Source organism: Pseudomonas oryzihabitans NBRC 102199 (assembly GCF_000730625.1).
Lineage (GTDB): Bacteria > Pseudomonadota > Gammaproteobacteria > Pseudomonadales > Pseudomonadaceae > Chryseomonas > Chryseomonas oryzihabitans.
Window position 1 is genome coordinate 299,095 of the sequence record NZ_BBIT01000014.1, and the last position, 26,665, is coordinate 325,759.

A 26,665-nucleotide genomic window follows, 5' to 3' on the forward strand; every position below is an offset into this window, starting at 1 on the left:
CAGGCCAGGCGCTGCCGGGATGACCCGCTGGCGGGTGCCTAGCGGTCCAGCGGCGCCAGCAACTGGGCCAGGTCGCTTTCGGTCAGGCGCCAGTCGCCGCTGTTCTCGCTGAGAATGCCGGCGCTCAGGCGCGCCTTTTCCTGCTGCAGCTGCTGGATGCGTTCTTCCAGGGTGCCGCGGGCGATCAGCTTGTAGACGAACACCGGGCGATCCTGGCCGATGCGATAGGCGCGATCGCTGGCCTGCTGCTCGGCGGCCGGATTCCACCAGGGATCGAAGTGGATCACGGTGTCGGCCGCCGTCAGGTTGAGACCGCTGCCGCCGGCCTTGAGGCTGAGCAGGAACACCGGCACCTCGCCGTTCTGGAAACGCTGCACCGGGGTGCGCCGATCCCGGGTTTCGCCGGTCAGGGTGACGTACGGGATACCACGCTGATCGAGATCGGCGGCGATGAGATCGAGCATGCTGGTGAACTGGGAGAACACCAGGACCCGGCTGCCGCCAGGGAGCAGGGCGTCGAGGCGCTCGTTCAGCGCCGCCAGTTTCGCCGAGGGCTTGGCCACGCTGGCGTCTTCGTTGGGTACCAGGCGCAGGTCGCAGCAGACCTGGCGCAGACGCAGCAGGGCATCCAGGATCAGCAGCTGGCTGCGACCGATGCCCTGACGGGCGATCTCGGCGCGGACGCGCTCGTCCAGCAGCAGGCGCAGGTCTTCGTAGCGTTCGCGTTGCGCCGCGCTGAGTTCGACCAGCTGGACGATCTCGGTCTTGGGCGGCAATTCGCTGGCGACCCGCTGCTTGGTGCGGCGCAGCATGAAGGGGCGGACCCGTGCCTTGAGCGCCGCCAGGCGCTGCACATCGCCTTCGCGCTCCACGGGGATGCGATAGGCCTGCTTGAAGCCTTTCTCGTCGCCCAGCCAGCCGGGCATCAGGAAGTGGAATTGCGACCAGAGTTCGCCCAGGTGATTTTCCAGCGGCGTGCCGGTCAGGCAGAGGCGATGGCGGGCGCGCAGGTGGCGCGCCGCCTGGGCGGCCTTGGTGGCGGCATTCTTGATCGACTGGGCTTCGTCGAGCACCTGCAGGTGGAAGTCGTAGCCGGCCAGGCGCTCGGCGTCACGGGGCAGCAGGGCATAGGTGGTGAGCACCACATCGTGTTCCGGAATCCGCTCGAAGCGACTGCTGCGGGCGCTGCCCTGCAGGGTCAGCACGCGCAGGCCGGGAGCGAAGCGGGCGATCTCGTCCTGCCAGTTAGGGATCAGGCTGGTGGGCATGACGATCAGCGCCGGCGCGGTCAGGCGACCGGCCGCCTGCTCGACGAGGATGTGCGCCAGGGTCTGCAGCGTCTTGCCCAGGCCCATGTCGTCGGCCAGGATGCCGCCCACGTCCAGTTCCCGCAGCGCCTGCAGCCAGGCCACGCCGTCGCGCTGATAGGGCCGCAATTCGGCGTGCAGGGTGTCCGGCAGGACCACCGGCTCGGCGGCATAGCTGCGCAGGCGTTCGGCAAAGTTGCGTAGGCGCTCGCCGCCTTCCCACTCCAGCGGCAGGCGTTCGTCCAGCTCGGCCAGGCGCGCGGCGTCCAGGCGCGGCAGGCGCAGCGCACGATCCTGGGTGAGGCGATCGGTGGCATAGAGTTCACCGAGGATCTGCAGGATCGGCTTGAGCCGCCCCAGAGGCACGGCGACCCGTTGCACCCGGCCCTGCTGGCCGGCCAGGCGCGGCGGCTCGATACGCAAGAGCACGGGTTCGTCGTCGGCGCGCTTGGCCAGCATCGCCGGTTCGTACTGGGAGGGCTCGCGCCGTATGGCGTCGATCAGCAGCGGGATCAGGCTGACGCGGCGCTGGCCCAGGCGGATGCCCAGTTCGACGTCGAACTGGCCGCTCGCGGCGGTCGCGTCCTGCACCTCTTCGAGGTGACCGTACCAGCCTTCCACCGGTGTCAGGTCGAAGGTGAATTCGGGATGGGCCTCGATCTGCCAGCCGGCTTCGCGCAGACCGGGGATGACCTGCTGTACGAATCTGAGCCAGGCGGGGTCGTCCGGCAGCTCGAACATCTCGCCACTGTCGTCGGGCAGCGCGGCGCTGCGCCGGGTCGCCAGGCGCAGACCGTGGTCGAGCAGCGTCTGCCGCCAGCGTTGTTCGGCCGGCAGCTGGCGCGCGGGATAGTCGGCTTCCGGGGTGCGCGGCGGCGCGCCGAACAGGCGCCGCGAGCCATAGGCGAAGGCCAGGGCGGCGCGATGGCGTACCGTGGGTCTCATCTTGCCGATGTGGCGGTCGTAATCGATCTGGGTATGGCTGCCAAGGGTCAGGACCGGGCGAGGCAGCTCCGGATGGGCGACCGGCGTGGCCGGCAGGGCGGCCTCGCTGCGTTGCAGCCGCTCGAGTTCGATGAGGGCGGCGGCGGCATGCTTGCAGTTGCGGCCGACCGGGCAGGTGCAGCGGGCGTCGACCCGCCAGGCGGTCTCGCCCGCGCGCAGGCTGATCGCCTGCCGATAGGCCGGTCCGGCCGGGCTGTGGCACTCGGCATAGAGCTGACCCTTGGCGGCCGAGCGCAGCTGCACCAGGCCGTCGAGCGCCAGCCGCCGGCCGCGCTCGTAGTTGCGCTCCGTGAAGGCGCCTTTCCAGTCCTGCCACTTGAGCCGTTCGAAACGTAACGCCATCGTTCACCCAGGCTGTTCGTACCAAACCGGCTATTCTGCCACAGTCCGCCAGGCGCCCGCCGGACTCCCTTGACCTATGTGAGAATGAGAATATAGTGCATTTAAATGGGTAGGGAGCGAGACGATGCGTGAACAGCCGTTGACCAGCGTAGCCCTGATCGATGCCAGTCGCCTGGAAGCACGGCGAGAAGGGCGCTTGCGCGCGCTGCAGCGCGGCATCCTCATCAGTTGCAGCCTGGGTGTCCTGGGAGCTGCGGCCCTGCACCTGGCCTACTTGGCCGCCGGCGGTCGCTAGGGCTGCCTGGCCCCGATCCGTCCAGAAAAAAGCCCCGCACAGGGACCTGTGCGGGGCTATGTCTTCAGCACCGGTCGGAGACCGGCGGCGGGGTCAGACCAGCAGGTCGCCCACGCGGTACATCTTCATGGTGTTGGTGCCGTCACGCTTGGTGTAGCTGTCGCCCTTGGTCAGGATGACCCAGTCGCCGTGCTCGACGATACCGCGCTTGAGCAGTTCGTCCACCGCGGCCTGGCTCACCTTGTTCGCCGGCATGGTGGTCGGGTCGAAGGGGATGGTGTGCACGTTGCGGAACAGCGCGGTGCGGGCCTGGGTGGCACGGCTGGACGCGAAGGAGAAGATCGGCACCGAGGAACGCAGGCGCGACATGATCAGCGGGGTGTAGCCGGTGTCGGTCAGGCTGATGATGGCCTTCACGCCGGGGAAGTGGTTGGCCACGTAGATGGAGGCCAGGGCGATGCTCTCGTCCCAACGGGTGAAGGTATGACCCAGGCGGTGGCTGGACAGCTTGCTGGTGGGCTGCTTCTCGGCACCGACGCAGACGCGCGCCATGGCCTTGACCGCTTCCACTGGATACTGGCCGGCGGCGCTCTCGGCGGAGAGCATCACGGCGTCGGTGTTGTCCAGCACGGCGTTGGCCACGTCGGAGACTTCCGCGCGGGTCGGCATGGGGCTGCTGATCATCGACTCCATCATCTGGGTCGCGGTGATCACCGCCTTGTTGAGGCGCCGGGCGTGGGAAATGATGCGCTTCTGGATGCCCACCAGCTCGGCGTCGCCGATTTCCACGCCCAGGTCGCCCCGGGCCACCATCACGGCGTCGCTGGCATGGATCAGGCCGTCCAGGGCTTCGTCGTCCGCCACGGCTTCGGCGCGCTCGATCTTGGCCACCAGCCAGGACTTGCCACCGGCGGCTTCCATCAGGCGACGGGCTTCGTGCATGTCTTCGGCATCACGCGGGAAGGACACGGCCAGATAGTCGACCTCCATGGAGGCGGCCAGCTTGATGTCTTCGCGGTCCTTGTCGGTCAGCGCCGGAGCGGTGAGGCCACCGCCGCGACGGTTGATGCCCTTGTGGTCCGAAAGCGGGCCGCCGATCAGGGTGGTGCAATGCAGTTCGGTGGCGGTCATGCCTTCCACGCGCAGGACCACGCGGCCATCGTCCAGCAGCAGTTCGTCACCCACGCGGCAGTCGGTGACCAGGCCCGGGTAGTCGATGCCGACCACTTCTTCGGTGCCTTCGGTGCGCGGATGAGCGATGGACAGGCGGAAGGGATCGCCGACCTTGAGTTCGATGCGCTTGTTGACGAACTTGGCGATGCGGATCTTCGGACCCTGGAGATCGCCGAGCAGGGCGACATGGCGACCGTGCTTGGCGGCGAGATCCCGTACCAGCTGACCACGAGCCCGGTGCTCGTCGGGCGTTCCATGCGAGAAGTTCAGGCGGGCGACGTCGATGCCGGCGATGATGAGCTGCTCGAGGACGTCCGGAGAATTGCTGGCCGGGCCCAGGGTGGCGACGATCTTGGTACGGCGATAAATCATGCAGTCTTTCCTTTAGCGGATTGCAACCATGAGTCGGCGCCTCAGCGCCGAGTCGACGTAGAACACGGAGCGCACCTCATTGTAGCGCTGTCGCGTGGCCAGCACATGACGGCTTTTCGCAGCTTGGTCACACCAATGGTCGTTTGCCCTCAAGAAGCGGGCCCCGGCGCCGATCTAGCGAGCAGGAGGACTTTCCATGCGCCCTTATCTCTGCCTGTTCCTGCTGCTCGGTCTCACCGGCTGTACCAGCGTCTCGATGAATTCCTATCTGGATGCCGCCTATAAATCCTATAGCGAAGGCGACTGCAACAATGCCTTGCTGCAGATCTCCCAGGCTGAACGCAAGGGTCGGGCACGGCCCTGGCTGCAACCGGAATTTTCCATGCTGCGCGGCCAGTGTCTGGAGCAGCAGCAACTGTACGCCGACGCGGTCCAGACCTATCGTTTCATCCAGGTCCGGTTTCCGGCCAGCGAATACGCCTATCGGGCCCAGGCCCGACTGGACACCCTGCGCCAATTGGGGCTAGATGGCGGAACGGCCGTTGCGACGCCCCAACCGGTGCGAAAACTACCGCAGCGCTGAGCTTTCCAGGACGTTGTCGGTAAACTGGCTTTACCGTGTGCAGGATGAATCGCACCATGACTCAGAATCGTCGTATCGAGCGCCACCAGCTGCCCTACTATTTGAAGGTGTTCAACCGCTTTACCGACAAGCCCATGGGCTACATCGGCAACATTTCCCGCGAGGGGCTGCTGATGATCAGCCAGCTGCCCATGCTGGTGAATGCGCGCTTCGAACTTCGGCTGAAGATTCCGGGGCAGGACGGTCAGCTGCATTTCGTCGACTTCGACGCCCGCTGCCAGTGGAGTCATGAAGACGTGACCCCGGGCAACTACGATTCGGGCTTCAGCGTCGCCGAGCCGCCGGCCGAATTCGCCGAATTGATCGACGTGCTGCAGCACTACTTCACCTTCGGCCGCCTCTCTCAGTCGGCGGCCTGATCCGGGTCACCGGCATTCCATAGCTGCAGCAGGCGGGTCTGCAGATCCGCCGTGGCGCTGGCCGCCAGCCGGCGGACGGGCCTTCGCTCCAGCCGCGCGGCCAGCCGCTCGCCCTGGATCCGGGCCTGCCAGGCGTCGGCATAGCGGCGCGCATCGCGCCAGCTGCGGATGTCGTCGGGTTCCGCCACCTGCTGCCGTGCGGTGTCGACCAGCCAGAGCTGCAGGCCGCGTCGGACCAGGTCCAGACGGCCGAGCCAGACCGCCAGCTCTTCATCCAGCGGTGCCGCCACCACCAGCACACTGCCCGGGCGCGCCTGACGGCAGAGCCGTGCCAGCGCTGCCCTGAGATCGCTCGTCGCACCTGGCAGCCGCACCGGCAGTTCGGCTGGCGTCAGGCGGCAAGCAGCCGTGCCTGCCGCCAGCAGGCGCAGCTCGGGATCGAGACCATAGAGCCACAGCTCATTGCCGCTGGCCGCCAGGGCCTGCCCGAAACCCAGCATCTGCTGGTGGTCGCCTGACCGCTCGGCCTGTCCTCGTCCCTGCTCGGCCGGGCTGGCGATCAGCAGGTGCAGGGGGGTATCCGCGCGCAGGCGTGCCCTGGAGGCCGGTGCGGCGAGCGGCGGATGCTCACCACTCGCTCGCCGGCGCCGGCGGGCGTTCAGCCGCCCCATAACGCTCAGTCCCAGCAGCAGCAGGGCACCCGCCGCCGGCAGGCCCTGCCAGCGCAGGGGCGCCAGTCCGCCCAGGATCAGGCTGAGCAGCGCCAGGGCGACCAGTGCCAGGGGCAGGCAGCGCTGGATCATGGGCGCGGTGCCGGACACTGTCCCAGCAGCTTGAGGATCTGGCCGTCCAGGCTGTCACCCTCGAATTCGCGTTCTGGCGTCAGCCGCAGCCGCGGCCGCAGCACGGCGGGCAGCAGGGTGCGCACATCCTCGGGCGTCACGCTGTCGCCACCGCGCAGAAAGGCCTGTGCCTGGGCCAGGCGCAGCAGGGCCTGACCGGCGCGCGGTCCGGCGCCCTGTTCGAAGGCCGGCCATTCCCGGGTGAGACGGATCAGGCGCACGGCATGCTCCAAGACCGGCTCCGCAACCGGCAGGCCGGCCACCAGTCGCTGCAGCGCCGGCAGATCCCGCGCCTGCAGCAGGGGGCGCAGCGCCGCCGCTTCCAAGGGGTCGCCCTGGCCCTGCTGCACGGCCTGGCGCAGGGCGGCCAGTTCCTGGCCTTCTGCCGGCCACTCCAGACGCAGTTGCACCAGGAAGCGATCCCGCAGCGCCAGTGGCAGCTCGCTGCCCAGTGGGCGGGTGGCGATCACCATGAAGGGCGCCGGCAGGGGCACCTGGCGACCGCCCAGACTCAGCTGGCGGCCCTGCAGGGCGTCGTCCAGCAGCTGGAGGACCACCGGCGGCGCCCGATGCAGGTCTTCGAGCAGGACCAGGGAATTGAACAGCGGACCCCGGCGCAGACGGGCACTGTCGCTGCCGAGGTCCGTGACGATTTCGCCGGCCACCTCGGCAGGGGTCAGGGCCGGATGGCAGTGCAGCCGGGCGAAACCGGCATCAAGGCTGGCCGCCAGGGCGCGGGTCAGCAGCGTCTTGCCGGAGCCGGTGGGACCTTCCAGCAACAGGTGACCGCCGGCCAGCAGGGTGGCGAGCAGTCCGTCCACGGCGGCGTCCTGCTGTGGCAGCACCTTGAGCAGGGCCTGCCGCAGGGCCTGCAGGCGGGTCAGGGCGCGGGCCTTGACGCCGGTATCGCCAGCGTCCACCGGAGTGGCGTCAGGAGGGGAACTGTCGGTCATCGGAAGTCCTCGGGAGCGGGGGACGCACGGCCAGGTGCAACAGGCGCAGCTGGACGATGCGGCGGGTGAAGTCGCGAGCGGAGAGGCGCGCCGGGCTTGGGCGCATCGCCTCGCCCACCGCGCGGGTGCTCAAGCCGCTCAGACGCGCAAGATATTGCCAGCGCTCGGCCACGCCCTGGTCGGCGAGTTCGGGGCGGCGGCGGTGCACCTCGCGCTGGATATCGCGCTGCAGGGTGGCGATCAATTCGGGCCAGCGTTGGGCATCACGCCGTGGCGCCGGATTCTGCCGACGACGTCTCAGCCAGATTCCTGCCGCCAGCGTCAGCAGCCCAAGGGCCAGGCCATAGCGTTGCAAGGCGTCCAGCCACAGGGGGAGCGGTGGCGCCGGGGCGATCAGGGTCACCGGCGCGCCCTGGGTGAGGTACCACAGCAGCCAGGCATTGTCGTACTGGGCGAGATGGGCGTTGCTCCAGAGATCGCTGTCCGACAGCAGGGTCACGCTGCCATCGCCCCAGGGCAGCATCAGCATATGGGTGGCGCTGGCGCTGCTGGCCCAGGCCACCGCCTGATCGCCGACATCGAACAGATGGCGACTGTCGTCGAAGCCAAGATAGGCGGGAGCATCGTCCTCGGCGAGATAGAGTTGGGTCAGGTTGGGCCACAGCGGCAGCGCCATGATCGGCGGGGCGGCGCCGCCCAGTTCGCGGGTCGCCATGGGACGCACGCCCAGGGTCGCGCTGAGCGCCAGGGTGCTGTCATCGGCGACGGCCACCAGCCGGCCGCCCGCCTCGACCCAGTCCAGCAGCGCCTGGGCCTGAGCCTCCGCCAGGGGCGGGTTGCCGGCCAGCCAGAACCTGACGTCCTGGGGCGGTAGTTCGGCGAGCTGCTCGGGTTGGCCGCGCTGCACCCGGCTGCCGAAGTGCTGCAGATAAGCCGCCGCCAGCGCCTGGGGATCGGTGCTGCGGGTGGTCGCGGCGAGTTGGGTGGCGAGTTGGCGTGCGGTCCGGCTGTCGAGTCCCTGATGGGTCAGGCGCAGGCTGGCCGGGCCACTGTCGGTCTGTGGCGGCAGAGGGCAGGACAGCGGCTCCTGCTGCGCGAGGCAGGCCAGCGACAGGGTCAGTGCCCAGACGGCGGCGCCCAGGCGTACGCCGATACCTCGGCACCTGGAGCGAACGGAGAGCCGATCGACTGAACGCATGGGAAGGGAGGATACGCGGAAGACGGACGCCAGAGCCTAGCGGGTGCGGGCGCCAGGGAGCAAGGCGCGCGACGATGCTAGACTGCGCCGATTCTAGGGGAGGGCGGTGTGACGCAAAGTATCTTCTGGTACGACTTCGAGACCACGGGCATCGATCCACGGCGGGATCGTCCGCTGCAGGTGGCCGGGGTGCGTACCGATCTGGACCTCAACGAAATCGAAGCGCCGCTCAATCTGCATTGCCAGCTGAGCGAGGACGTCCTGCCCCATCCGGCAGCCTGCCTGGTCACCGGTATCCTGCCCGCCACCCTGCAGCGCCTGGGGCTGCGCGAGCGGGACTTCGTCCAGCGTCTGCATGAGGAGTTGCGGCGTCCCAATACCTGCAGCGTCGGCTACAACAACCTCAGATTCGACGACGAAATGGTACGGCACAGCCTGTACCGCAACTTTCACGACCCCTATGCCCGCGAGTGGCAGCAGGGCAACAGTCGCTGGGATGTGCTTGGCCTGGTCCGGGCGCTCTATGCCTTTCGCCCGGAAAGCCTGGACTGGCCGCAGGACGAGCAGCGCGTTTCCCTGCGCCTGGATCGCCTGACCGTCGCCAATGGCATCGAACACGCCCAGGCCCATGACGCCCTGGCGGATGTCCGCGCGACCCTGGCCCTGGCGCGCCTGGTCAGGCAGCGGCAGCCAAGGCTCTATGACTATCTCTGGACGCAGCGCCAGAAGAAGGCGGCGCTGGCGCGCATTCGTCTGCTCGAACCCCTGCTGCATGTCTCGGGACGCTTCAGCGCCGAGCGGCACTTTCTCGCCCCTGTCCTGCCGCTGGCCTGGCATCCGGTCAATCGCAATGCGTTGATCGTCTGCGACCTCGGCCTGGCGCCGGAGCCGCTGCTGGACCTGGACGTCGAGACCCTGCGCGAACGCCTCTATACCCGGCGGGATGCGCTGGCCGAGGGTGACCTGCCGGTGCCGCTCAAGCTGGTACAGATCAACAAGTGTCCGATTCTGGCGCCCTTCAGCGTCTTGCGTCCGGCGGACATGGAACGGCTGCAATTCGATCTGGCGGCCGTCTGGCGCCGCGTCCGCCAACTGCTCGACCAGCGTGCGACCTGGCAACCCAAGGTGCAGGCCCTCTATGCCGAGGCATCCGGATTGGCCGCCCAGGAACAGGAGGCCGAAGCAAGACTGTACGACGGCTTCATTGCCGCCGAAGAACGGCAACTCTGCGACCAAGTTCATCAATGTCCGGCGGAGCAACTTGGCAGCCGCGCCTGGCCCTTTCGGGATGAGCGACATCCAGAGCTGTTCTTTCGCTATCGAGCGCGCAACTTTCCTGAGTTGCTGACGGCGGAAGAAGAGGCTCGTTGGCGACAATTCTGTCGGCAGCGTCTGCTGGGTGAAGAGCAACAAGGTCATATGACCTGCACGCAGTTCCTCACCCTGACCGAACAATTGCGGCGAGAAGTCCCGGTTGATCAGGTGCCGATTCTCGAGGCCTGGTCCGCTCATGTTCGAGCGGTGATGCAGCGATTGGATCGGGCGGTTGCCTGAAGTCGCAAAAACCGGATACCGATCCGAGACGTTTGTTAACCAAAAAAAGAGTGGCAAGCAGCAAATTCGGACGGACGCTATCCGACCGCGGTTGAAGCAAGGGACAAGTGATAGGGAAGTACCGCGCCGGAGATGAAAGCGCTTCGGGCGCTGTGGTGCGGGGTATCGATAACGGCGAGCGGTCACCAGGCCTAACCTGGGTCCGCGCCTGGCAGGCTGCGGTAAACGTCTGCCAGGCGGGCAAAAAAGAACGCCGGCCGGCCGGCGTTCTTTTGATCAATCCAGCAGCGTTGCCCAGGATTCGACGTCGTCCGAACCCCATTTTGCTTTCCACTCTTTCAGCGTCTTGTGATTGCCACCCTTGGTTTCGATCACTTCACCATTGTGCGGATTCTTGTATTGCTTAACTTTGCGCGCGCGCTTGGGCGTACTGCCACTGCTGGCCTTGGGAGTGCGCGCCTGGCGGGCAGGCTTGGCTTCGGTATCGAGAATGCCGATGATGTCGCGCAGGGACTTCTGATACTCACCCATCAACGCGCGGAGTTTCTTTTCGAATTCCAGTTCGCGCTGCAGTTTGTCGTCCTCTTGCAGCGACTTCAGGCGCTCCTGCAGTTCCTTGATGGCTTCTTCGGTCTGGCGGTATTCATTGATGAGCGACATAAACGGCCTTTGTTCTGAGTGATGCAGAGATGAAAGTCTGCATCGATCATAGATTGGCTATCGGGATAAGTAAACTGTCCGCCTGACAGGTCGATAGTTGCAGCTCGTTTCGTCGCAACAGCGAAGTTGTCGAATACGCGTAACTTTCGACAGGGCATTGGCGGAACTTATCGGTTCTTACTTGTCCTTTGCAAAGTCTTTACCCTGGCTCTACAGTCGCGCGCTATGGCGCCCTGCGCCGCTCGACGCTGCCGGCGACTGCGCCTAGAATGCAGCCCCTTTTCGTTCGAGGTTGTGCTATGCAAACGTTTCGTCTGGTGATCGCCTGTCCGGACGGGGTAGGTATCGTGGCCAAGGTCAGCAACTTCCTGGCGACCTATAACGGCTGGATTACCGAAGCGAGTCACCATTCGGATACGGAGAGTGGCTGGTTCTTCATGCGCCATGAGATCCGCGCCGATTCACTGCCCTTCGATCTGGCCGGCTTCAGTCAGGCCTTCGCACCCATCGCACGGGAATTCTCCATGCAATGGCGGATCACCGATTCGGCCCAGCGCAAGCGCGTGGTGCTCATGGCCAGTCGCGAATCCCACTGCCTGGCCGACCTGTTGCACCGCTGGCACAGCGGCGAGCTGGATTGCGAGATCCCCTGCGTCATCTCCAACCACGACACCCTGCGCAGCATGGTCGAATGGCACGGCATTCCCTTCTTCCATGTGCCGGTCGATCCCGCCAACAAGCAGCCGGCCTTCGACGAGGTCTCGCGGCTGATCGATCTGCACCAGGCCGATACCGTGGTCCTGGCGCGCTACATGCAGATCCTGCCGCCGGATCTCTGCGCGCGCTATGCCCACCAGGTGATCAACATCCACCACAGCTTCCTGCCGTCCTTTGTCGGGGCCAAGCCCTATCACCAGGCGGCACAGCGCGGCGTCAAGCTGATCGGCGCCACCTGCCACTACGTGACCGAAGAGCTGGATGCCGGGCCAATCATTGAGCAGGACGTGGAACGCGTCAGCCACCGGGACAACGTCGAAGACATGGTGCGCCTGGGCAAGGACGTCGAGAAGATGGTGCTGTCGCGCGGCCTGAGATACCACCTGCAAGAGCGGGTCATGGTTCATGGCAACAAGACCGTCATCTTCGACTGACCACGAACGGCCAGCGGCGGCGCCCGGTACCGCGGCGCCGCCACCGCGCCTGGGCGAGGGCTGCCTGGCGCGCTATGACCTGCAGGCCATGATGGAAGAGGGCGGCGCCGACTTCAGTGCCGCTGCCGCGCTCTGGCAGCAACTGCAGGCACGGCAAGAGCACGAGGACGTCGCAGAGGACGCCCCGGACAGCAGGGATACGGACTCGACTCAGGCGTCTTGAGCGGTGGCCTCGGCGCTGGTCTTGGCCTTGAGATCGGCGATCTTGCGTACCTCGGAGGCGAACACCTCGTCCTGCACGGTCGGCCGTTTCTTCCAGGGCTTGCGGTCGGGCTTGGGTTGAGCGGCGTAGGTGACGATTTCGCCACCGTAGACATCCTGATAGCGCTGGGCCTGGCGTTCCAGTTCAGCGCGAAGTTGATCTTTGGTCACGGGTTCGATCTTGTTCGAGTGTCGCGAGAGGCGAGCGGTCGTCAGGACCGCTCGAAGCCGTTGCGCAAAGGGCGCGGCTGCGGAGTCTAGCCGCCGCGAGGTCCTTTGCCTATCCCACTCGATCCAGGACGCGCATGGACAGGTCGATGGCCTTGACGTCCTTGGTCAGGGTGCCGATGGAGATGTAGTCGACACCGGTCTGGGCGATGCCGAGCAGGGTGTCCTGGTTGACGCCACCCGAGGCTTCCAGCTTGGCCCGGCCGGCGGTCAGGGCCACCGCCGTACGCATGTCGGCCAGGCTCAGCTCGTCCAGCATGACGATGTCCGCGCCGGCGCTCAGGGCCTGTTCCAGCTCCTGCAAATTTTCCACCTCGACCTCCACCGGACGCCCCGGCGCCAGTTGCCGGGCGGTGGCCACGGCCTGGGCGATACCGCCACAGGCGGCAATGTGGTTTTCCTTGATCAGGAAGGCGTCGAACAGGCCGATGCGGTGGTTGTAGCAGCCGCCGCAGGTGACCGCGTATTTCTGGGCGCGGCGCAGGCCGGGCAGGGTCTTGCGGGTGTCCAGCAAGCGGACGGCGGTGTCCTGCACCAGATCGGCATAGTGGCGGCAGCGGGTGGCGGTGCCGGACAGCAACTGCAGGAAATTCAGGGCGCTGCGCTCGCCGGTGAGCAGGGCGCGCGCGGGACCCTGGAGTTCGAACAGCACCTGGTCGGGCGCGACCCGCTCGCCGTCGGCCACCTGCCAGCGGACCTCGACTGCGGGATCCAGCACCCGGAACACCTCGTCGACCCAGGCCGTGCCCGCCACTACCGCGGCCTCGCGGGTGATGATCCGCGCCCGGGCCTGCTGGTGAGCGGGGATCAGACCCGCCGTGAGATCACCACTGCCGACGTCTTCGCGCAGTGCAGCGGCGACGTTTTCGGTGATGACCTGGGCGAGATCGGCAGAGGTGGCGCTGGACATGAACGGACTCCGGTAGGGGTAGCGGCGGACGCGCGGGCAACTTTAGGGGAGGTTGACGATCTGAGATAGACAACGTTGAGTTATTCTAAGGGCAGGCGCTGACAGACAGGTGCCTTGTGAACCCTGTCATGTACTGTGCAGATGCCGATTGGTCGATGCCTTAGCAGAGCAAATAATGGCACATCGACAACGTTTCACCTCGCGGCCAGGGCGGCCAACGTTGTTCAATGCTCCTGTAGTGGAACGCGATTCAGCCGAACGCAAGAACGGTTGTGGGAGGCGGTGGTGCAGAACGACGTAAACGTAGTTCATTTCAAGGCGCTCGGGGAGTCCTCTTCCCGATTGCCTGCAGTGCTTTTACCGGTCAGGGATCGCGCCGCTCAGCGACTCAATGCCTCCTTGCAGCAGCTGTTCGACAACGCCGACGATGCGCTGTTTGAAATGGCCGATCGCGCCGGCAGCAACCAGGAACAGAGCCTCTATTTCGAAGCGATGCGCGACCTGCGTCTGCGCCGCAAGAGTATCGAGCGCAGCTTTCTTCAGCAGTATTTCGAGCGTTTCGCCGCGCTGAACAACCTGGTCGGCAGCAAGCCGGAGATGCGCCTGGACAGCGTCTCCTATGAAGACCTCAGCCTGGTGCAGAACGATGCGCTGGAAGAGAGCGTCGCCGTGGACACCATGGTGGCCAAGGCGCTCAGCAACAACGCCATGGCCATCAGCCACCTGACCATCAGATTCAATACCCAGCTGTCGAGCAAGCTGGACGACTCGACCCATCCGCTGGGCCCGCGCCGGCTGTGCGAGGCCTTCGTCGAAGCCTGTCGCGATCTCGACACCGACATCAAGGTCAAGCTGATCATCTACAAGCTGTTCGAGCGTTTCGTGCTCAATGGTCTGGGTCAGCTGTACGCGGAATCCAATCGGCAGCTGGTCGACGCCGGCGTACTGCCCCAACTCAAGGCCATCCCCCAGCAGGTGCCGAGCCGCTCGGCCAAGGGCTACAGCGGGCGCACCCCGGCCCACGTCAACAGCGAAGACGACGGTCAGGAGCTCTTTGGTACCCTGCAGGGCCTCCTGGCCCAGCTGCGCACGCCGGGCAGCGCCACCCTGGGTGGCGGCATGGCGGTCGATGAGGGTGCCGCGACCGGTGATGGCCAGGCCATCACCAGCTACGACCTCATGCGGCTGCTGTCGCACCTGCAGCAGCAGATTTCCGGCCAGTCCCTGGAGGGCTATGACCTCAAGGCGCAACTGGGGGTGGCCCTGGGCCGCATCAGCGAGCGCTCGGGTCGAAAGCGCGTGGTGGGGCAGGTCGACGAAGACGTCATCAACCTGGTGGCGATGCTGTTCGAATTCATTCTCGACGACCTTACCCTGCCGGATTCGCTCAAGGCGCTGATCGCTCGCCTGCAGATTCCCATGCTCAAGGTCGCGGTCCTCGACAAGACCTTTTTCAGCCGTGGCAGCCATCCGGCCCGGCGGCTGCTCAACGAGATCGCCGCCGCCTCCCTGGGCTGGGGCGAGCAGAGCGATCTGCAGCGCGACGGCCTGTATCAGAAGATCGAGCAGATCGTGCAGCGCCTGCTGTCCGACTTCGTCGACGATCCAGAGATCTTCGCCGAGCTGCTGGCCGACTTCATGGCCTATGTCAGCGACGAACAGCGGCGCAGCGAATTGCTCGAGCAGCGCACCCGCGATGCCGAGGAAGGCCGGGCGCGCGCCGAGATCGCCCGCTTGCAGGTCGAGCACGTCCTGAGTCAGCGTCTGCAGGAACACTCTCTGCCGGCCGCAGTACAGCGTGTCCTGCGCGAGGCCTGGAGCCAGGTGCTGCTGCTGACCTGCCTGAAGCAGGGCTACGACTCCAGCGAATGGCGCGCAGCCCTCAAGACCATGGACGATCTGATCTGGAGCATCCAGCCGCACCACGACGTGGCGTCCCGCCAGCGTCTGCTGGAGATGGTGCCCGGCTTGCTCAAGGCGTTGCGGGAAGGCCTGGCCAGCGCGGCCTTCGATCCCTTCTCCACCTCCGAATTCTTCACCGAACTGGAATCCCTGCACGTCCAGACCTTTCAGCAGACCCGTCCCGAGCTGGCGGATGCGGCAGCGGACACCGCGAGCGTGGCACCTGCCTCGCCTCCCGCCGAGGAACCCTTCGAGCTGCCACGCGCAGGCGAACGGATCACCGGGCTGACCAGCGACTCCCTGGAGTGGGTGGATGCCCTTTCGGTAGGCGCCTGGCTGGAGATCCAGGACGTCGAGCAAAAGCTGCGCTGCAAGCTGGCCGCGGTCATCCGGCCCATGGGCCGCCTGGTGTTCGTCAATCGGACCGGCATGAAGGTGCTGGATCGCACCCGTGAGGAGCTGGCGCTGGATTACCAGGAAGACCGGGTACGGCTGCTGGACGATGCCTTGCTGTTCGACCGGGCCATGACCTCGGTGATCGGCAACCTGCGGGGCCAGTCGCCTTCCTGAGATCGCTGCGACACAAAAAAGCCGTCCCTCGGGACGGCTTTTTTCATGCCTGGGCCAGGGGCCTAGTGCAGTTTGAGGCGCGGCTCGGTCTTGCGTCTCAGGTGATCGCCGGCAAACAGCGCCAGGGCGCGCAGCGGGCCATAGAGGGCCACCTGGTGCATCCGGTAGAGCGAGACATAGAAGGTCCGCGCCAGCCAGCCTTCCAGGGTCAGACTGCCCAGGGCGCCGCCCATGAGATTGCCGACCGCGCTGAAGCGCGACAGCGAGATCAGCGAGCCGTAGTCCTTGTAGACGTAGTCGGGTAGCGGCTTGCCTTCCAGGCGTGCCTTGAAGGTCTTCACCAGCAGGGAGGCCTGCTGGTGGGCGGACTGGGCACGCGGCGGCACGGTACGGGTATCGCCGGGGGTCAGCGGGCAGGCCGCGCAGTCGCCCAGGGCGAAGACATTCGGGTCGCGGGTGGTCTGCAGCGTCGAGTTGACCACCAGCTGGTTGATGCGGTTGGTCTCGAGACCCGCCAGGTCCTTGAGAAAGGCCGGTGCGCGGATGCCGGCGGCCCAGACCTTGAGGCTGGCCGGGACGAATTCACCCGCGGTCTGCAGGCCGTCGGCGCGGACTTCCTTGACCGCCGAACCGGTCAGCACCCGCACGCCGAGTTTTTCCAGGGTGCGATGCGCCTGGCCGGCGATCCGCTCGGGCAGGGCCGGGAGGATGCGCGGACCGGCTTCGACCAGGGTGATGCGCAGGTCTTCGGGGCGGATGCGATCCATGCCGTAGGCCTGCAGCTCTTCGGCGGCGTTGCGCAGTTCGGCCGCCAGTTCCACGCCGGTGGCACCGGCGCCGACGATGGCCACCTCGATGAATTCACCCGGCTGTTCGCTGACATGGGCGCGCAGGTAGTGGGTCAGCAGCTTGCGGTGGAAGCGCTCGGCCTGGGCCCGGGTGTCGAGGAAGATGCAGTTTTCCGCGGCGCCCGGCGTGCCGAAATCGTTGGTGGTGCTGCCGATGGCCAGTACCAGGGAGTCATAGCCGATCTCCCGTTCCGGGACCAGGACGGCGCCGTCGTCCTCGATGGCGGCCAGTTGCACCTTGCGGCGCTCGCGATCCAGGCCGGTCATGCGTCCGAGCTGGAATTCGAAGTGATTCCACTTGGCCTGGGCGACATAGCTCAGTTCGTCTTCGGTGGAGTTGAGCGAGCCGGCGGCCACCTCGTGCAGCAGCGGTTTCCACAGGTGGGTGGCATTGGCGTCGATCAGCACGATCTGCGCCTGGTCGCGCTTGCCCAGGCTACGGCCCAGGCGGGTAGCCAGTTCCAGGCCGCCGGCGCCGCCGCCGACGATAACGATGCGATGGGTCATGGAGAGCACTCATAGAGAAGGAAAGCGTGAGCCGGACCGGGCGCGTCGCCGCGTGCGGGCGCAGTCCCGGGCTGGTGAAAATCTGGGGTCGTCGAAGCGCGCGAATCGAGACATCTAGCAAGGAAGATGGGCGAAAAGTCGTCAAATTCAAGGGAAGCGGCCTGCATCTGCTCTGGCAGGGACGTCTGCGGCGACGAGAGGTAGCGCTAGTTTAACCGGGCTGGCCCGGCCATTCGACCCTAGGGAAACTGGGGTCAATCCAGGACCTCCAGCCGATCGCCCAGGCGGATGATGCCGCTTTCCAGGACCCGGGCCGTGAGGCCGCCGTGGCCGCGCATGGCCTGGAAGGTCCCTGGTCCGAGGCGCTCCTCCAGGCGCGCGCAGGGCTGGCACCAGCCGGTGGTCTCCAGCACCGCCTGGCCGATGCGAAAGCGCCGGTTCTTCAGGCTGAACAGATTGATCCCGGCGATGACCAGATTGCGGCGCAGGTCGGCGGGTGCGACGGCCTTGCCGATCAGCGCGGCCACCACCGGCAGGTGTTCCCACTGGATCAGGGTGACCTGGCGCTGGTTGCGCGGGGTGGGCCGGGCGTGATCGCCGGTCAGGCCGGCGTCACGCCGGGCCTCCACCGCGTCGATTTCGACCATGGGTGCGCGCGCACTGGGTCGCACGCCGATCCAGCGCACCTCGCCCGACTGGGGAACCTGGGCCAGCAGTTCTTTGAGAGGGATCATGGGGCTCCTCGACGCGATGGTGGTGCCAATCCGAGCGGTAGGGCAGGATAGCGGCCTCGATAGACCGTTCAAGAGAGGATGCCATGCGCGCTGGAGTTCTGGCGTTGTTGCTGTCGTGTCTGCTGCTGCCCCTGACCGCTCTGGCGCTCGAACCGGGTGAGCGGGTGGCGCCCTTCACCCTGCTCGATCAGCGTGACCAGCCCTATACCTTCGACGACCAGCTGCAGGTCCTGCTGCTGGCGCGCAGCATGAGCGGCTCGGGGCTGGTCAAGGAAGCCATGCGCGATCAGCCGGCAGGCTATATCGACGGCACCCGGGTGGCCTACATCGCCGACATCAGCAGCATGCCGGCGGCCATCACCCGGATGTTCGCCGTGCCGGCCATGCGCAAGTATGGCTACCGGGTCCTGCTCGACCGCGAATCGCGCATCGTGCCGCGCTTTCCCGGCGCGGCCGACAAGGTGCTGTGGGTGACCCTCGACCATGGCCGTTTCGTCGGTCAGCGGGAATTCAGCGACGCCAGCGCGCTGCGCGACGCGCTCAAGGCCAAGGCCCGCTGATGGACGGGGTGTTCGTCGATGGCTGGTATCGCGAGGCGCGGCTGTGTCCTTCGCCCAACCACAACGAACGTCCGGCAGGGACGGAAGTGTCCCTGCTGGTGATCCACAACATCAGCTTGCCGCCCGGGCAATTCGGCACCGGCTGCGTCCAGGCCTTCTTCCAGAATTGCCTGGATCATTCGGCCCATCCCTTCTTCGCGGAGATCGCCGAGCTGAAGGTGGCGGCGCACTTTCTCATCGAGCGCGACGGGACGGTGACCCAGTTCGTCTCCTGCGCCCAGCGCGCCTGGCATGCCGGCGTCTCGTCCTTCGACGGCCGCGAGAACTGCAACGACTTCTCCCTGGGTATCGAGCTGGAAGGCACGGACGACCTGGCCTACACCGACGCCCAGTACCGCGCCCTGGGGCGGCTGACGCGGGCGCTGCAGCGCGCCTATCCGGCGATCACCGCGGAACGTATCCAGGGCCACAGCGACATCGCCCCGGGGCGCAAGACCGATCCCGGTCCGGCCTTCGACTGGGCGCGGCTGCAAGGCGAATTGGCGGTCGAGGAGAACTAGGCGAGGCCGGCGGCGTCCCAGCCGAACACCGCGCAGGCATTGCGGGTGGTGACGGTGGCCAAGGTCTCGGGCGAGACCTGCCAGAGCGGCGCCAGGGCCGCGCAGATGGCCGGCAGATGGGTGGGGCTGTTGCGCACGTCCGGATGCATGGCGGGCGGCATGTCGGGCGCATCGGTCTCCAGCACGATGCCCTCCAGCGGCAACTGTGGCAGTACCCGCTGCAGTCTCTTCGCCTGCGGCCAGGTGGGTGCGCCGCCCAGGCCGATCTTGAAACCCAGGCGCAGGTATTCGCGGGCTTCCTCGAAGCTGCCGGAAAAGGCATGGGCGATGCCGGCCCGGGGTGGCTTGAGACGCTTCAGGATCCTGGCTACATCGGCATGGGCGCGGCGCACGTGCAGCAGCACCGGCAACTCCAGCTCCATGGCCAGGCGCACCTGCTGTTCGAAGAACCAGGCCTGGCGCGCCTTGTCCGGCGCCTCGACGAAATAGTCCAGGCCGATCTCGCCCAGGGCGCAGAGGCGGGGATCGCTCCGGCGCTCCAGGCAGAAGGCCCGGAGCGCTTCGATATCGGCTTCCTGATGACGCTGCAGGTACAGGGGATGCAGGCCGGGCGCCGCATGGAGGCCGGCATTGGCCGTGGCGACCCGCCAGAGTTGCGGCCATTGGCTGCGCTCGACGCCGATCAGCACCTGGCGGACCACCCCGAGGCGCGCGCACTCGGCCAGTAGCGCCGGTCGCGCGGCGTCGAAGTCCGGATAGTCCAGGTGATTGTGGGTGTCGATCAGCAGGCTCATGACAGGCGGCGTTTGAGAACCCTCGGGATGGCTTGGACACCGGGCAGATAGTGGTCGTTTTCCAGTGCGTCCAGCATCAGTTCCAGGGCGCGCTCGGTGATGACCTCGTGCTGCTGGGAGATGGCGTTGACCTTGAACGGCAGATAGTCCAGCAACTGGGTATCGCCAAAGGTGGCCAGGCGCAGGGTATCGCCCTCGGCCAGCGGATGATCGCGCAGCACGTCCAGCACGCCCTGCAACAGGACGTAGGAGGTGGTCAGCAGCGCCTCGGGCCAGTGGCCGAGTTCCTCGATCATGGCCAGTGCCTGGGCGCGACCGCCTTCCCGGCTGTAGTGGGGCGCATGCCGCTCCCAGTGGCGCGCCGGGTGATCGGCGAGGGCGGCGGCGAAGCCGGCGGCGCGGGCGCGGCTGATGGCGAGGTCGGGGCGGGCGCCGATCAGGGCGATGCTGTGGGTGTCCGGCGTCAGCAGCGTGGCGGCCAGTTGCCGGCCGGCGGTGTGGTCGTCGCTGACCACCGAGCAGAATTGGGCCGGATCGAGCTGGCGATCGATGGCGATGATCGGGATGTTGTGTTCCTGCAGCTGGCGGTAGGGGGCGTCGTCCTCGGCCAGGCTGCTGGCGGTGAACAGGCCGTCGCAGCGGCGGGCGCGAAACAGCGCGATGAGCTGGCGTTCGCTGTCGGGATTGTCGTCGGTGCAGGCGATCAGCAACTGATAGCCACGCGCCCGTGCCCGGCGTTCCAGCTGCTTGGCCAGACGTGCGTAGCTGGGGTTTTCCAGATCCGGCAGCAGGAAGCCCAGGGTGTGGGTGGCCCCGCGGCGCAGGCCGGCGGCGCGCTGGTCGGGCTGGTAGCCGTGGGCTTCGACCACGGCCATGACCCGCGCCACGGTGGCCGCGCTGATGCGCCTTTGCGCCGCCTTGCCGTTGATGACGTAGCTGGCGGTGGTGAGGGATACGCCGGCCAATTGGGCGATGTCGCTGAGTTTCACGCCTGTTCCTCGTGGGACCTGAATGGCCTGGCGCTGTACGGCGCTGGCGAGACGGTCTTTATTGTGTGTTGTGCTTCAAGGATCGGCGATTATCGAGTAACGTTCCAGTCCCATTGGGTGAAACGTTTCAGCTTTCTGTTGTCCGAGGGCTGGCACGAATCTGCCAAGGGCCCTGTCACGCCTCTCCCGACGCGGTTGCAGGGCTGAGCGAGCCGGCAAGCATCTATTACAAGAAAGGCACGGCGCCAGGATCAGGCGCGCGGCGCCGGAGGTATCCTTCCATGTTCGAACTCAATGCCCAGCATATCCGCATGGCCCAGCAGGCGCCGGACAAGGCGACCGCCCTGGCCATGCTCGCCGAGTCCCTGGTGACCGATGGCCTGGTCGCCCCGGGTTATCTCGACGGGCTCAAGGCCCGCGAGGCCCAGGGCTCCACCTACCTCGGCCAGGGTATCGCCATTCCCCATGGTACGCCGCAGACCCGCGACCAGGTGTTCGTCACCGGCGTGCGGATGATGCAATTCCCGCATGGCGTGGACTGGGGCGACGGTCAGCTGACCTACCTGGCCATCGCCATCGCCGCCAAATCCGACGAACACCTGCGCATCCTGCAGCTGCTGACCCGCGCCCTGGGCGAGAGCGATCTGCAACAGGCGCTGCGCGACGCCCGCGAATCCCAGCAGATCCTCGACCTGCTGCAGGGGGCGCCCCAGGCCCTGGCGCTGGACGAAGAACTGGTGCAGCTGGCCATCGATGCCGAGGACCTGGAAGACCTGGCCTGGCAGGGTGCGCGTATGCTCAAGCACATGGAATGCGTGGGGGCCGGTTTCGCCGGTGCCCTGCAGGCCAGCCAGCCGCTGCCCCTGGGCGACGGCCTCTGGTGGCTGAACAGCGAGACCGCGGTGAAACGTCCCGGCCTGGCCTTCGTCACCCCACTGCAGACCCTGCAGGTGCAGGAGCAGCCGGTACGTGGCCTGTTCTGCCTGGCCAGCCTGGGCGAGGGCCATCGCGCCCTGCTCGAACGCCTCTGCGATCTGCTCGTCGCCGGCCGTGGCCAGGAGCTGGCCCAGGCCACCTCCCGCCGCGCCGTGCTAGAAGCCCTGGGCGGCGAAGTCGCCCCGGACTGGCCCAGTGCCCAGGTGGTGCTGGCCAATGCCCATGGCCTGCACGCCCGTCCGGCCAAGGAGCTGGCGCGGCTGGCCAAGGCCTATGACGGCGAGATCCGCGTGCGCGTCGACCACGGCGCCCCGGTCTCGGCCAAGAGTCTGTCGCGGCTGCTGGCGCTGGGCGCCCGGCGCGGCCAGACCCTGGAATTCCTGGTCGAGCCCGGCACCCCGGCCGAGGCCGCACTGAACGATCTGATCGGCGCCGTACAGGCCGGTCTCGGCGAAGAGGTGGAACCGGTCACCGCCAGCGCCCCGGCTCCGGCCGGTGCCGCCCGGGTCACCGCCATCAGCCTGGTGGACCCGTCCGAGCAACTGCCGCTGGCCCCGGGCGATCGCGCCCAGGCCGTGGCCGCCGCCCCCGGCCTGGCCGTGGGCCCGGCCCATGTGGTGGCGCCCCAGCACTTCGACTATCCCGCCACCGGTGAAGGCGCCGCCGCCGAGCGCCAGCGCCTGGACGCGGCCCTGGCCGCGGTACGCGCCGACATCGAGGCGCTCATCGCGCGCAGCGAGGCCAGCGCCCTGCGCGAGATCTTCCTGACCCACCTGGAGATGCTGGAAGACCCGGATCTGCAGCAGGGCATCGCCACCCGGCTCAAGGCCAACGCCAGCGCCGCCGCGGCCTGGGACGCCCAGATCGAGGAGGCGGCCAGCCAGCAGGAAGCCCTGCACGACAAGCTGCTCGCCGAGCGCGCCGCCGACCTGCGCGACGTCGGTCGTCGGGTACTGGCCCAGCTGTGCGGCGTCGAATCCGCCCGCGAACCCGAGGAACCCTATGTGCTGGTGATGGACGAGGTCGGCCCGGGCGATGTGGCGCGGCTGGACCGCGAGCGCGTCTGCGGCATCCTGACCGCCCGTGGTGGCGCCAGCTCCCACAGCGCCATCGTCGCCCGCGCCCTGGGCATCCCGGCCATCGTCGGCGCCGGTCGCCGGGTGCTGGACCTGGCGCCGCGCAGCGTGCTGCTGCTGGATGGCGACAAGGGCACCCTGGAAATCGCCCCGGACGCCAGCCGCATCGAGGCCGTGCAGCGTGAGCGCGAGGTCCAGGCCGAGCGCCGCCGCGCTGCCGAGGCCCGGCGTTTCGAAAGCGCCACCACCCGCGATGGCCACCATGTCGAGATCGCCGTGAACCTGGGTGATACCGCCCAGGCCGCCGCCGCGGTGGAGCAGGGCGCCGAAGCCGTCGGCCTGCTGCGCACCGAACTGGTGTTCATGAGCCATGACAGCGCGCCCGACGAGGCCGCCCAGGAGCAGGAATACCGCCGTGCCCTTGATGGCCTGGCCGGCAAGCCGCTGGTGGTGCGGACCTTGGACGTCGGCGGCGACAAGCCGTTGCCCTATCTGCCGCTGCCGGCGGAAGAGAATCCCTTCCTCGGCATCCGTGGCATCCGCCTGACCCTGCGCCGTCCGGAGCTGCTGGAAACCCAGCTGCGCGCCCTGCTCAAGGCCGCCGATGGCCGGCCGCTGCGGATCATGTTCCCCATGATCGGCCGGGTCGAGGAGTGGCGTCAGGCACGGGACATCCTCGCGCGCCTGCGCCAGGAGATCCCCACCACCGATCTGCAGGTCGGCATCATGATCGAGGTCCCCTCGGCCGCGCTGCTGTCCCCGGTGCTGGCGCCGGAAGTGGACTTCTTCAGCGTCGGTACCAATGACCTGACGCAATACACCCTGGCCATCGACCGCGGGCATCCGCTGCTGTCGGGCGAGGCCGACGGCCTGCACCCCAGCGTGCTGCGCCTGATCGACATGACGGTGCGTGCCGCCCATGCCCACGGCAAGTGGGTCGGCGTCTGCGGCGAGCTGGCCGCCGATCCCCTGGCGGTGCCGGTGCTGGTCGGCCTGGGCGTGGACGAGCTGTCGGTTTCGGCGCGCAGCGTGCCCCTGGTCAAGGCCCGGGTGCGCGAGCTGGAGTTGCGCCAGGTGCAGTCCTGCGCCGCGCGCGCCCTGGAGCTGGGTACCGCTGCCGAGGTGCGGCAGAGCGTGGAGGCCCTGCGATGAGCCGAATCCTCACCCTGACCCTCAACCCGGCGCTGGACCTCACCGTCCAGTTGCCGGAGCTCAAGCCCGGCGCGGTGAATCGCAGCGAGGCGGTGATCGTCCATGCCGCCGGCAAGGGCATCAACGTCGCCCAGGTGCTGGCCGATCTCGGCCATGAACTGACGGTGAGCGGCTTTCTCGGGGCCGACAACGCGGCCGCCTTCGAAGCCCTGTTCGCCCGCCGCGGCTTTACCGACGCCTTCGTCCGGGTCGCCGGCGAGACCCGCAGCAACCTCAAGCTGGCCGAGGCCGCGGGCCGCATCACCGACATCAACGGGCCTGGCCCGGAGGTGTCCGCCGCCGCCCAGCAGGAATTGCTCGAGACCCTGGATCGCCTGGCGCCCGGCCATGACGCCGTGGTGGTGGCCGGCAGCCTGCCGCGAGGGGTAAGCCCCGAGTGGCTGGCCGCGCTGGTCGGCCGCCTCAAGTCGCTGGGCCTGCCGGTGGCGCTGGACACCAGTGGCGCCGCCCTGCGCGCCGCCCTGGCCGCCGGTCCCTGGCTGATCAAGCCCAATACCGAAGAACTGGCCGAAGCCTGCGGCGCACCGGCCGAGACCGCGACCGAGCAGGCGCTGCTGGTCGAACAGCTGCGGGCCCTGGGCATCGAGCACCTGGTGATCTCCCAGGGCGCCGATGGGGTGCGCTGGTATGGCGCCCAGACCCTGGAGGCGCAGCCGCCCAAGGTCACCGTGGCCAGCACCGTCGGCGCGGGGGATTCCCTGCTGGCCGGCATGCTGCACGGCCTGCTCACCGGCCAGGCGCCGGAGCGCACCCTGACCACGGCCACCGCCATCGCGGCCCTGGCCGTGAGCCAGATCGGCTTCGGCATCAACGATCCCGCGCAACTCGCCGTCTTCGAAGACCAGGTGCAGGTGCGTGTCCTTCCCGACTTTCCGCTAGAACAACAATCAGGGGTAAACCCATGAACATCGCCATCGTCACGACCTGCCCGACCGGCATGGTCACCAGCGTGCTCAGTGCGCGCCTGCTGGACGCCGCCGCCCAGCGCCGCGGCTGGACCACCAGCGTCGAGATCCACGACGGCCCCGAGGCCACCCTGCTGACCGACGACCAGGTGGCGCGTGCCGAACTGGTCGTGGTGGTCCACACCGGCGCGGTCGACCTGTCGCGCTTCGTCGGCAAGCGCGTCTACCGCGCCGCCCCGGCCGAAGCCCTGCGCGATGTCGACGCCTTCCTGCAGCGCGCGGCCAGCGAAGCCAAGGTGCTGGAACAGGCCCCGGCGGCGGGTGGCGCTGCCCCCAGCGCTCCTGCCAGTGCCAGCGAAACCCCGCGGCTGGTGGCCATCACCGCCTGCCCGACCGGGGTCGCCCACACCTTCATGGCCGCCGAGGCGCTGCAGAATGCGGCCAAGAAGCTCGGCTATCGCCTGCACCTGGAGACCCAGGGCTCGGTAGGGGCGCGCAATCCGCTGCCGGCCGAGGCCATCCGCGATGCCGACGTGGTGCTGCTGGCCACCGACATCGAGGTCAATGTCGAGCGCTTCGCCGGCAAGCGCGTCTATCGCTGCGGCACCGGGGTCGCCCTCAAGCAACCCGAGGCGACGATCAAGAAAGCCCTGGCCGAGGGCGAGACCCTGGCCGGCAGCGCCGCGCCAGCGGCGGGCGAGGGCGCCAAGCCAGCCAAGAAGGAAGGCGCGGGCGTCTACAAGCACCTGCTCACCGGGGTGTCCTACATGCTGCCGATGGTGGTGGCGGGCGGTCTGCTGATCGCCCTGTCCTTCGTCTTCGGCATCGAGGCCTTCAAGGAGCAGGGCACCCTGGCCGCGGCGCTGATGCAGATCGGTGGTGAATCGGCCTTCAAGCTGATGGTCCCGGTGCTGGCCGGCTACATCGCCTACTCCATCGCCGACCGTCCGGGTCTCGCCCCCGGCATGATCGGCGGCTGGCTGGCGGCCAGTCTGGGCAGCGGCTTCATCGGCGGTATCATCGCCGGCTTCCTGGCCGGCTACGTGGCCAAGGCCATCGCCCAGCACGTCAAGCTGCCGGCCAGTGTCGAGGCGCTCAAGCCGATCCTGATCATCCCGCTGTTCGCCAGCCTCATCGTCGGCCTGGTGATGATCTATCTGGTCGGCACCCCGGTGGCCGGCGCCCTGAGTCGACTCACCGACTTCCTCAACAACCTGGGCACCAGCAACGCCGTGCTGCTCGGCCTGATCCTCGGCGCCATGATGTGCATCGACTTCGGCGGCCCGATCAACAAGGCCGCCTATGCCTTCACCGTCGGCCTGCTGGCGTCCAAGACCTACGGGCCGATGGCCGCCACCATGGCCGCCGGCATGGTGCCGCCCATCGGCATGGGCATCGCCACCCTGCTGGCCCGGCGCAAGTTCGCCCAGAGCGAGCGCGAGGCGGGCAAGGCGGCTTCGGTACTGGGGCTGTGCTTCATCTCCGAAGGCGCGATTCCCTTCGCCGCCAAGGATCCGCTGCGGGTGATCCCGGCCAGCGTGATCGGCGGTGCCCTCACCGGCGCCCTGGTGATGCTGTTCAACTGCAAGCTGATGGCGCCCCACGGCGGCCTCTTCGTGCTGCTGATCCCCAACGCCATCAGCCACGCCTGGCTGTACCTGGCGGCCATCGCCGCCGGCAGTCTGGTGACCGGGGTCATCTACGCGGTGCTCAAGCGCAACGAAGCCGCCACCGAGCTGGTCCCCGCGGCCTGATCCGGGCCCTGGCGATACCGCTGTAACAAGAGGTTACACTGGGAGGCTCTCGCCTCTTGGTGGCC

At 67.5% G+C, this 26,665-nt stretch carries 24 protein-coding genes; 12 read left to right on the top strand and 12 right to left on the bottom strand.

From position 1 onward, the window contains the following. Nucleotides 1-38: 38 nt before the first annotated feature. The gene (locus POR01S_RS17115) at nucleotides 39-2,654 is read right to left on the bottom strand and encodes a DEAD/DEAH box helicase (protein ID WP_042137215.1); all 2,616 of its coding nucleotides are present in this window, start codon (nucleotides 2,652-2,654) and stop codon (nucleotides 39-41) included. A gap of 124 nt (nucleotides 2,655-2,778) precedes the next feature. On the opposite strand from POR01S_RS17115, the gene POR01S_RS23860 reads away from it, so the two are divergent. Beyond that, a complete protein-coding gene (locus tag POR01S_RS23860; RefSeq protein ID WP_007162038.1) occupies nucleotides 2,779-2,949 on the top strand; it encodes a hypothetical protein in 171 nt (56 codons plus the stop codon). Nucleotides 2,950-3,042: 93 nt separating this feature from the next. Here POR01S_RS23860 and pyk read toward each other — a convergent pair whose 3' ends face one another. After that, nucleotides 3,043-4,494, bottom strand: a complete 1,452-nt coding sequence (pyk, locus tag POR01S_RS17120) for a pyruvate kinase (protein ID WP_042137217.1) — start codon at nucleotides 4,492-4,494, stop codon at nucleotides 3,043-3,045. Between the two features lie 196 nt (nucleotides 4,495-4,690). Between pyk and POR01S_RS17125 the strand changes: the two genes are divergently transcribed. After that, complete coding sequence (locus tag POR01S_RS17125) at nucleotides 4,691-5,077, top strand: tetratricopeptide repeat protein (protein ID WP_007162036.1); 387 nt, start codon at nucleotides 4,691-4,693, stop codon at nucleotides 5,075-5,077. Between the two features lie 56 nt (nucleotides 5,078-5,133). Then, nucleotides 5,134-5,496, top strand: coding sequence for a PilZ domain-containing protein (locus POR01S_RS17130; protein WP_007162035.1), 363 nt, complete (start codon nucleotides 5,134-5,136; stop codon nucleotides 5,494-5,496). On the opposite strand, the gene POR01S_RS17135 is transcribed toward POR01S_RS17130, so the two are convergent. The 3 genes from POR01S_RS17135 to POR01S_RS17145 are packed head-to-tail and all read right to left on the bottom strand — an operon-like array spanning nucleotide 5,481 to nucleotide 8,489. Next, the gene (locus POR01S_RS17135; protein ID WP_042137266.1) at nucleotides 5,481-6,299 is read right to left on the bottom strand and encodes a hypothetical protein; all 819 of its coding nucleotides are present in this window, start codon (nucleotides 6,297-6,299) and stop codon (nucleotides 5,481-5,483) included. The genes POR01S_RS17130 and POR01S_RS17135 overlap by 16 nt on opposite strands. After that, the gene (locus tag POR01S_RS17140) at nucleotides 6,296-7,291 is read right to left on the bottom strand and encodes an AAA family ATPase (RefSeq protein WP_042137219.1); all 996 of its coding nucleotides are present in this window, start codon (nucleotides 7,289-7,291) and stop codon (nucleotides 6,296-6,298) included. The genes POR01S_RS17135 and POR01S_RS17140 overlap by 4 nt, the downstream gene beginning before the upstream one ends. Continuing rightward, a complete protein-coding gene (locus POR01S_RS17145; RefSeq protein ID WP_042137221.1) occupies nucleotides 7,269-8,489 on the bottom strand; it encodes a DUF4350 domain-containing protein in 1,221 nt (406 codons plus the stop codon). Before POR01S_RS17145 ends, POR01S_RS17140 begins: the two co-directional genes overlap by 23 nt. A gap of 108 nt (nucleotides 8,490-8,597) precedes the next feature. Here POR01S_RS17145 and sbcB point away from each other — a divergent pair, with 108 nt between their 5' ends. Continuing rightward, a complete protein-coding gene (gene sbcB / locus POR01S_RS17150; RefSeq protein ID WP_042137223.1) occupies nucleotides 8,598-10,043 on the top strand; it encodes an exodeoxyribonuclease I in 1,446 nt (481 codons plus the stop codon). A 276-nt stretch (nucleotides 10,044-10,319) separates the two neighbouring features. On the opposite strand, the gene mvaT is transcribed toward sbcB, so the two are convergent. Continuing rightward, nucleotides 10,320-10,703 carry a histone-like nucleoid-structuring protein MvaT gene (gene mvaT, locus POR01S_RS17155; RefSeq protein ID WP_042137226.1) on the bottom strand — a complete coding sequence of 128 codons (384 nt, stop codon included), beginning with the start codon at nucleotides 10,701-10,703 and terminating at the stop codon, nucleotides 10,320-10,322. A gap of 299 nt (nucleotides 10,704-11,002) precedes the next feature. On the opposite strand from mvaT, the gene purU reads away from it, so the two are divergent. Together purU and POR01S_RS23480 are read left to right on the top strand one after the other, a co-directional pair. Further along, nucleotides 11,003-11,854 carry a formyltetrahydrofolate deformylase gene (gene purU, locus POR01S_RS17160; protein WP_007162029.1) on the top strand — a complete coding sequence of 284 codons (852 nt, stop codon included), beginning with the start codon at nucleotides 11,003-11,005 and terminating at the stop codon, nucleotides 11,852-11,854. Further along, complete coding sequence (locus POR01S_RS23480) at nucleotides 11,826-12,077, top strand: hypothetical protein (protein WP_074583902.1); 252 nt, start codon at nucleotides 11,826-11,828, stop codon at nucleotides 12,075-12,077. Before purU ends, POR01S_RS23480 begins: the two co-directional genes overlap by 29 nt. Here POR01S_RS23480 and POR01S_RS17165 read toward each other — a convergent pair. Together POR01S_RS17165 and nadC are read right to left on the bottom strand one after the other, a co-directional pair. After that, complete coding sequence (locus POR01S_RS17165; RefSeq protein WP_027600287.1) at nucleotides 12,065-12,286, bottom strand: hypothetical protein; 222 nt, start codon at nucleotides 12,284-12,286, stop codon at nucleotides 12,065-12,067. The two genes, POR01S_RS23480 and POR01S_RS17165, sit on opposite strands and share 13 nt — an antisense overlap. A gap of 109 nt (nucleotides 12,287-12,395) precedes the next feature. Next, a complete protein-coding gene (gene nadC / locus POR01S_RS17170) occupies nucleotides 12,396-13,253 on the bottom strand; it encodes a carboxylating nicotinate-nucleotide diphosphorylase (RefSeq protein ID WP_027600288.1) in 858 nt (285 codons plus the stop codon). Between the two features lie 285 nt (nucleotides 13,254-13,538). On the opposite strand from nadC, the gene POR01S_RS17175 reads away from it, so the two are divergent. Next, entirely contained in the window at nucleotides 13,539-15,725 is a 2,187-nt protein-coding gene (locus tag POR01S_RS17175; protein ID WP_042137268.1) for a DUF1631 domain-containing protein, read from the top strand. A 62-nt stretch (nucleotides 15,726-15,787) separates the two neighbouring features. Here the strand turns inward: POR01S_RS17175 and POR01S_RS17180 are convergent, their stop codons facing one another. Together POR01S_RS17180 and POR01S_RS17185 are read right to left on the bottom strand one after the other, a co-directional pair. Then, nucleotides 15,788-17,080 carry an NAD(P)/FAD-dependent oxidoreductase gene (locus POR01S_RS17180; RefSeq protein ID WP_027600290.1) on the bottom strand — a complete coding sequence of 431 codons (1,293 nt, stop codon included), beginning with the start codon at nucleotides 17,078-17,080 and terminating at the stop codon, nucleotides 15,788-15,790. Between the two features lie 254 nt (nucleotides 17,081-17,334). After that, nucleotides 17,335-17,814 (bottom strand): MOSC domain-containing protein, encoded by a 480-nt coding sequence (locus tag POR01S_RS17185; RefSeq protein ID WP_042137229.1) that lies wholly within the window; start codon nucleotides 17,812-17,814, stop codon nucleotides 17,335-17,337. Nucleotides 17,815-17,897: 83 nt separating this feature from the next. On the opposite strand from POR01S_RS17185, the gene POR01S_RS17190 reads away from it, so the two are divergent. After that, the gene (locus POR01S_RS17190) at nucleotides 17,898-18,374 is read left to right on the top strand and encodes a hypothetical protein (RefSeq protein ID WP_027600770.1); all 477 of its coding nucleotides are present in this window, start codon (nucleotides 17,898-17,900) and stop codon (nucleotides 18,372-18,374) included. After that, on the top strand, nucleotides 18,374-18,934 hold the full coding sequence (gene ampD, locus POR01S_RS17195; RefSeq protein WP_007162021.1) for a 1,6-anhydro-N-acetylmuramyl-L-alanine amidase AmpD: 561 nt from the start codon (nucleotides 18,374-18,376) through the stop codon (nucleotides 18,932-18,934). The genes POR01S_RS17190 and ampD overlap by 1 nt, the downstream gene beginning before the upstream one ends. Here the strand turns inward: ampD and POR01S_RS17200 are convergent. Both POR01S_RS17200 and cra read right to left on the bottom strand, forming a co-directional pair. Next, on the bottom strand, nucleotides 18,931-19,728 hold the full coding sequence (locus POR01S_RS17200; protein WP_027600769.1) for a TatD family hydrolase: 798 nt from the start codon (nucleotides 19,726-19,728) through the stop codon (nucleotides 18,931-18,933). The genes ampD and POR01S_RS17200 overlap by 4 nt on opposite strands. Beyond that, nucleotides 19,725-20,717 carry a catabolite repressor/activator gene (gene cra / locus POR01S_RS17205; RefSeq protein WP_007162019.1) on the bottom strand — a complete coding sequence of 331 codons (993 nt, stop codon included), beginning with the start codon at nucleotides 20,715-20,717 and terminating at the stop codon, nucleotides 19,725-19,727. The genes POR01S_RS17200 and cra overlap by 4 nt, the downstream gene beginning before the upstream one ends. Before the next feature lie 281 nt (nucleotides 20,718-20,998). Between cra and ptsP the strand changes: the two genes are divergently transcribed. From ptsP to POR01S_RS17220, 3 genes are read left to right on the top strand one after another with little or no spacing between them, the layout of a single operon-like run. Further along, nucleotides 20,999-23,881 carry a phosphoenolpyruvate--protein phosphotransferase gene (ptsP, locus tag POR01S_RS17210; RefSeq protein WP_042137232.1) on the top strand — a complete coding sequence of 961 codons (2,883 nt, stop codon included), beginning with the start codon at nucleotides 20,999-21,001 and terminating at the stop codon, nucleotides 23,879-23,881. Further along, on the top strand, nucleotides 23,878-24,846 hold the full coding sequence (pfkB, locus tag POR01S_RS17215) for a 1-phosphofructokinase (protein WP_042137234.1): 969 nt from the start codon (nucleotides 23,878-23,880) through the stop codon (nucleotides 24,844-24,846). The genes ptsP and pfkB overlap by 4 nt, the downstream gene beginning before the upstream one ends. Next, a complete protein-coding gene (locus POR01S_RS17220) occupies nucleotides 24,843-26,600 on the top strand; it encodes a PTS fructose-like transporter subunit IIB (protein ID WP_007162016.1) in 1,758 nt (585 codons plus the stop codon). Before pfkB ends, POR01S_RS17220 begins: the two co-directional genes overlap by 4 nt. Nucleotides 26,601-26,665 lie beyond the last annotated feature (65 nt).

What these genes read in the sequence shown, in the direction of transcription:
- POR01S_RS17130 (WP_007162035.1), top strand. Translation starts at nt 5,134, where the DNA reads ATGACTCAGAATCGTCGTATCGAGCGCCACCAGCTGCCCTACTATTTG.
- POR01S_RS17125 (WP_007162036.1), top strand. Translation starts at nt 4,691, where the DNA reads ATGCGCCCTTATCTCTGCCTGTTCCTGCTGCTCGGTCTCACCGGCTGT.
- mvaT (WP_042137226.1), bottom strand. Translation starts at nt 10,703, where the DNA reads ATGTCGCTCATCAATGAATACCGCCAGACCGAAGAAGCCATCAAGGAA.
- POR01S_RS23480 (WP_074583902.1), top strand. Translation starts at nt 11,826, where the DNA reads ATGGCAACAAGACCGTCATCTTCGACTGACCACGAACGGCCAGCGGCG.
- POR01S_RS17135 (WP_042137266.1), bottom strand. Translation starts at nt 6,299, where the DNA reads ATGATCCAGCGCTGCCTGCCCCTGGCACTGGTCGCCCTGGCGCTGCTC.
- POR01S_RS17140 (WP_042137219.1), bottom strand. Translation starts at nt 7,291, where the DNA reads ATGACCGACAGTTCCCCTCCTGACGCCACTCCGGTGGACGCTGGCGAT.
- nadC (WP_027600288.1), bottom strand. Translation starts at nt 13,253, where the DNA reads ATGTCCAGCGCCACCTCTGCCGATCTCGCCCAGGTCATCACCGAAAAC.
- pyk (WP_042137217.1), bottom strand. Translation starts at nt 4,494, where the DNA reads ATGATTTATCGCCGTACCAAGATCGTCGCCACCCTGGGCCCGGCCAGC.
- POR01S_RS23860 (WP_007162038.1), top strand. Translation starts at nt 2,779, where the DNA reads ATGCGTGAACAGCCGTTGACCAGCGTAGCCCTGATCGATGCCAGTCGC.
- purU (WP_007162029.1), top strand. Translation starts at nt 11,003, where the DNA reads ATGCAAACGTTTCGTCTGGTGATCGCCTGTCCGGACGGGGTAGGTATC.
- POR01S_RS17115 (WP_042137215.1), bottom strand. Translation starts at nt 2,654, where the DNA reads ATGGCGTTACGTTTCGAACGGCTCAAGTGGCAGGACTGGAAAGGCGCC.
- POR01S_RS17190 (WP_027600770.1), top strand. Translation starts at nt 17,898, where the DNA reads ATGCGCGCTGGAGTTCTGGCGTTGTTGCTGTCGTGTCTGCTGCTGCCC.
- POR01S_RS17180 (WP_027600290.1), bottom strand. Translation starts at nt 17,080, where the DNA reads ATGACCCATCGCATCGTTATCGTCGGCGGCGGCGCCGGCGGCCTGGAA.
- POR01S_RS17185 (WP_042137229.1), bottom strand. Translation starts at nt 17,814, where the DNA reads ATGATCCCTCTCAAAGAACTGCTGGCCCAGGTTCCCCAGTCGGGCGAG.
- pfkB (WP_042137234.1), top strand. Translation starts at nt 23,878, where the DNA reads ATGAGCCGAATCCTCACCCTGACCCTCAACCCGGCGCTGGACCTCACC.
- POR01S_RS17145 (WP_042137221.1), bottom strand. Translation starts at nt 8,489, where the DNA reads ATGCGTTCAGTCGATCGGCTCTCCGTTCGCTCCAGGTGCCGAGGTATC.
- POR01S_RS17220 (WP_007162016.1), top strand. Translation starts at nt 24,843, where the DNA reads ATGAACATCGCCATCGTCACGACCTGCCCGACCGGCATGGTCACCAGC.
- ptsP (WP_042137232.1), top strand. Translation starts at nt 20,999, where the DNA reads ATGTTCGAACTCAATGCCCAGCATATCCGCATGGCCCAGCAGGCGCCG.
- ampD (WP_007162021.1), top strand. Translation starts at nt 18,374, where the DNA reads ATGGACGGGGTGTTCGTCGATGGCTGGTATCGCGAGGCGCGGCTGTGT.
- POR01S_RS17200 (WP_027600769.1), bottom strand. Translation starts at nt 19,728, where the DNA reads ATGAGCCTGCTGATCGACACCCACAATCACCTGGACTATCCGGACTTC.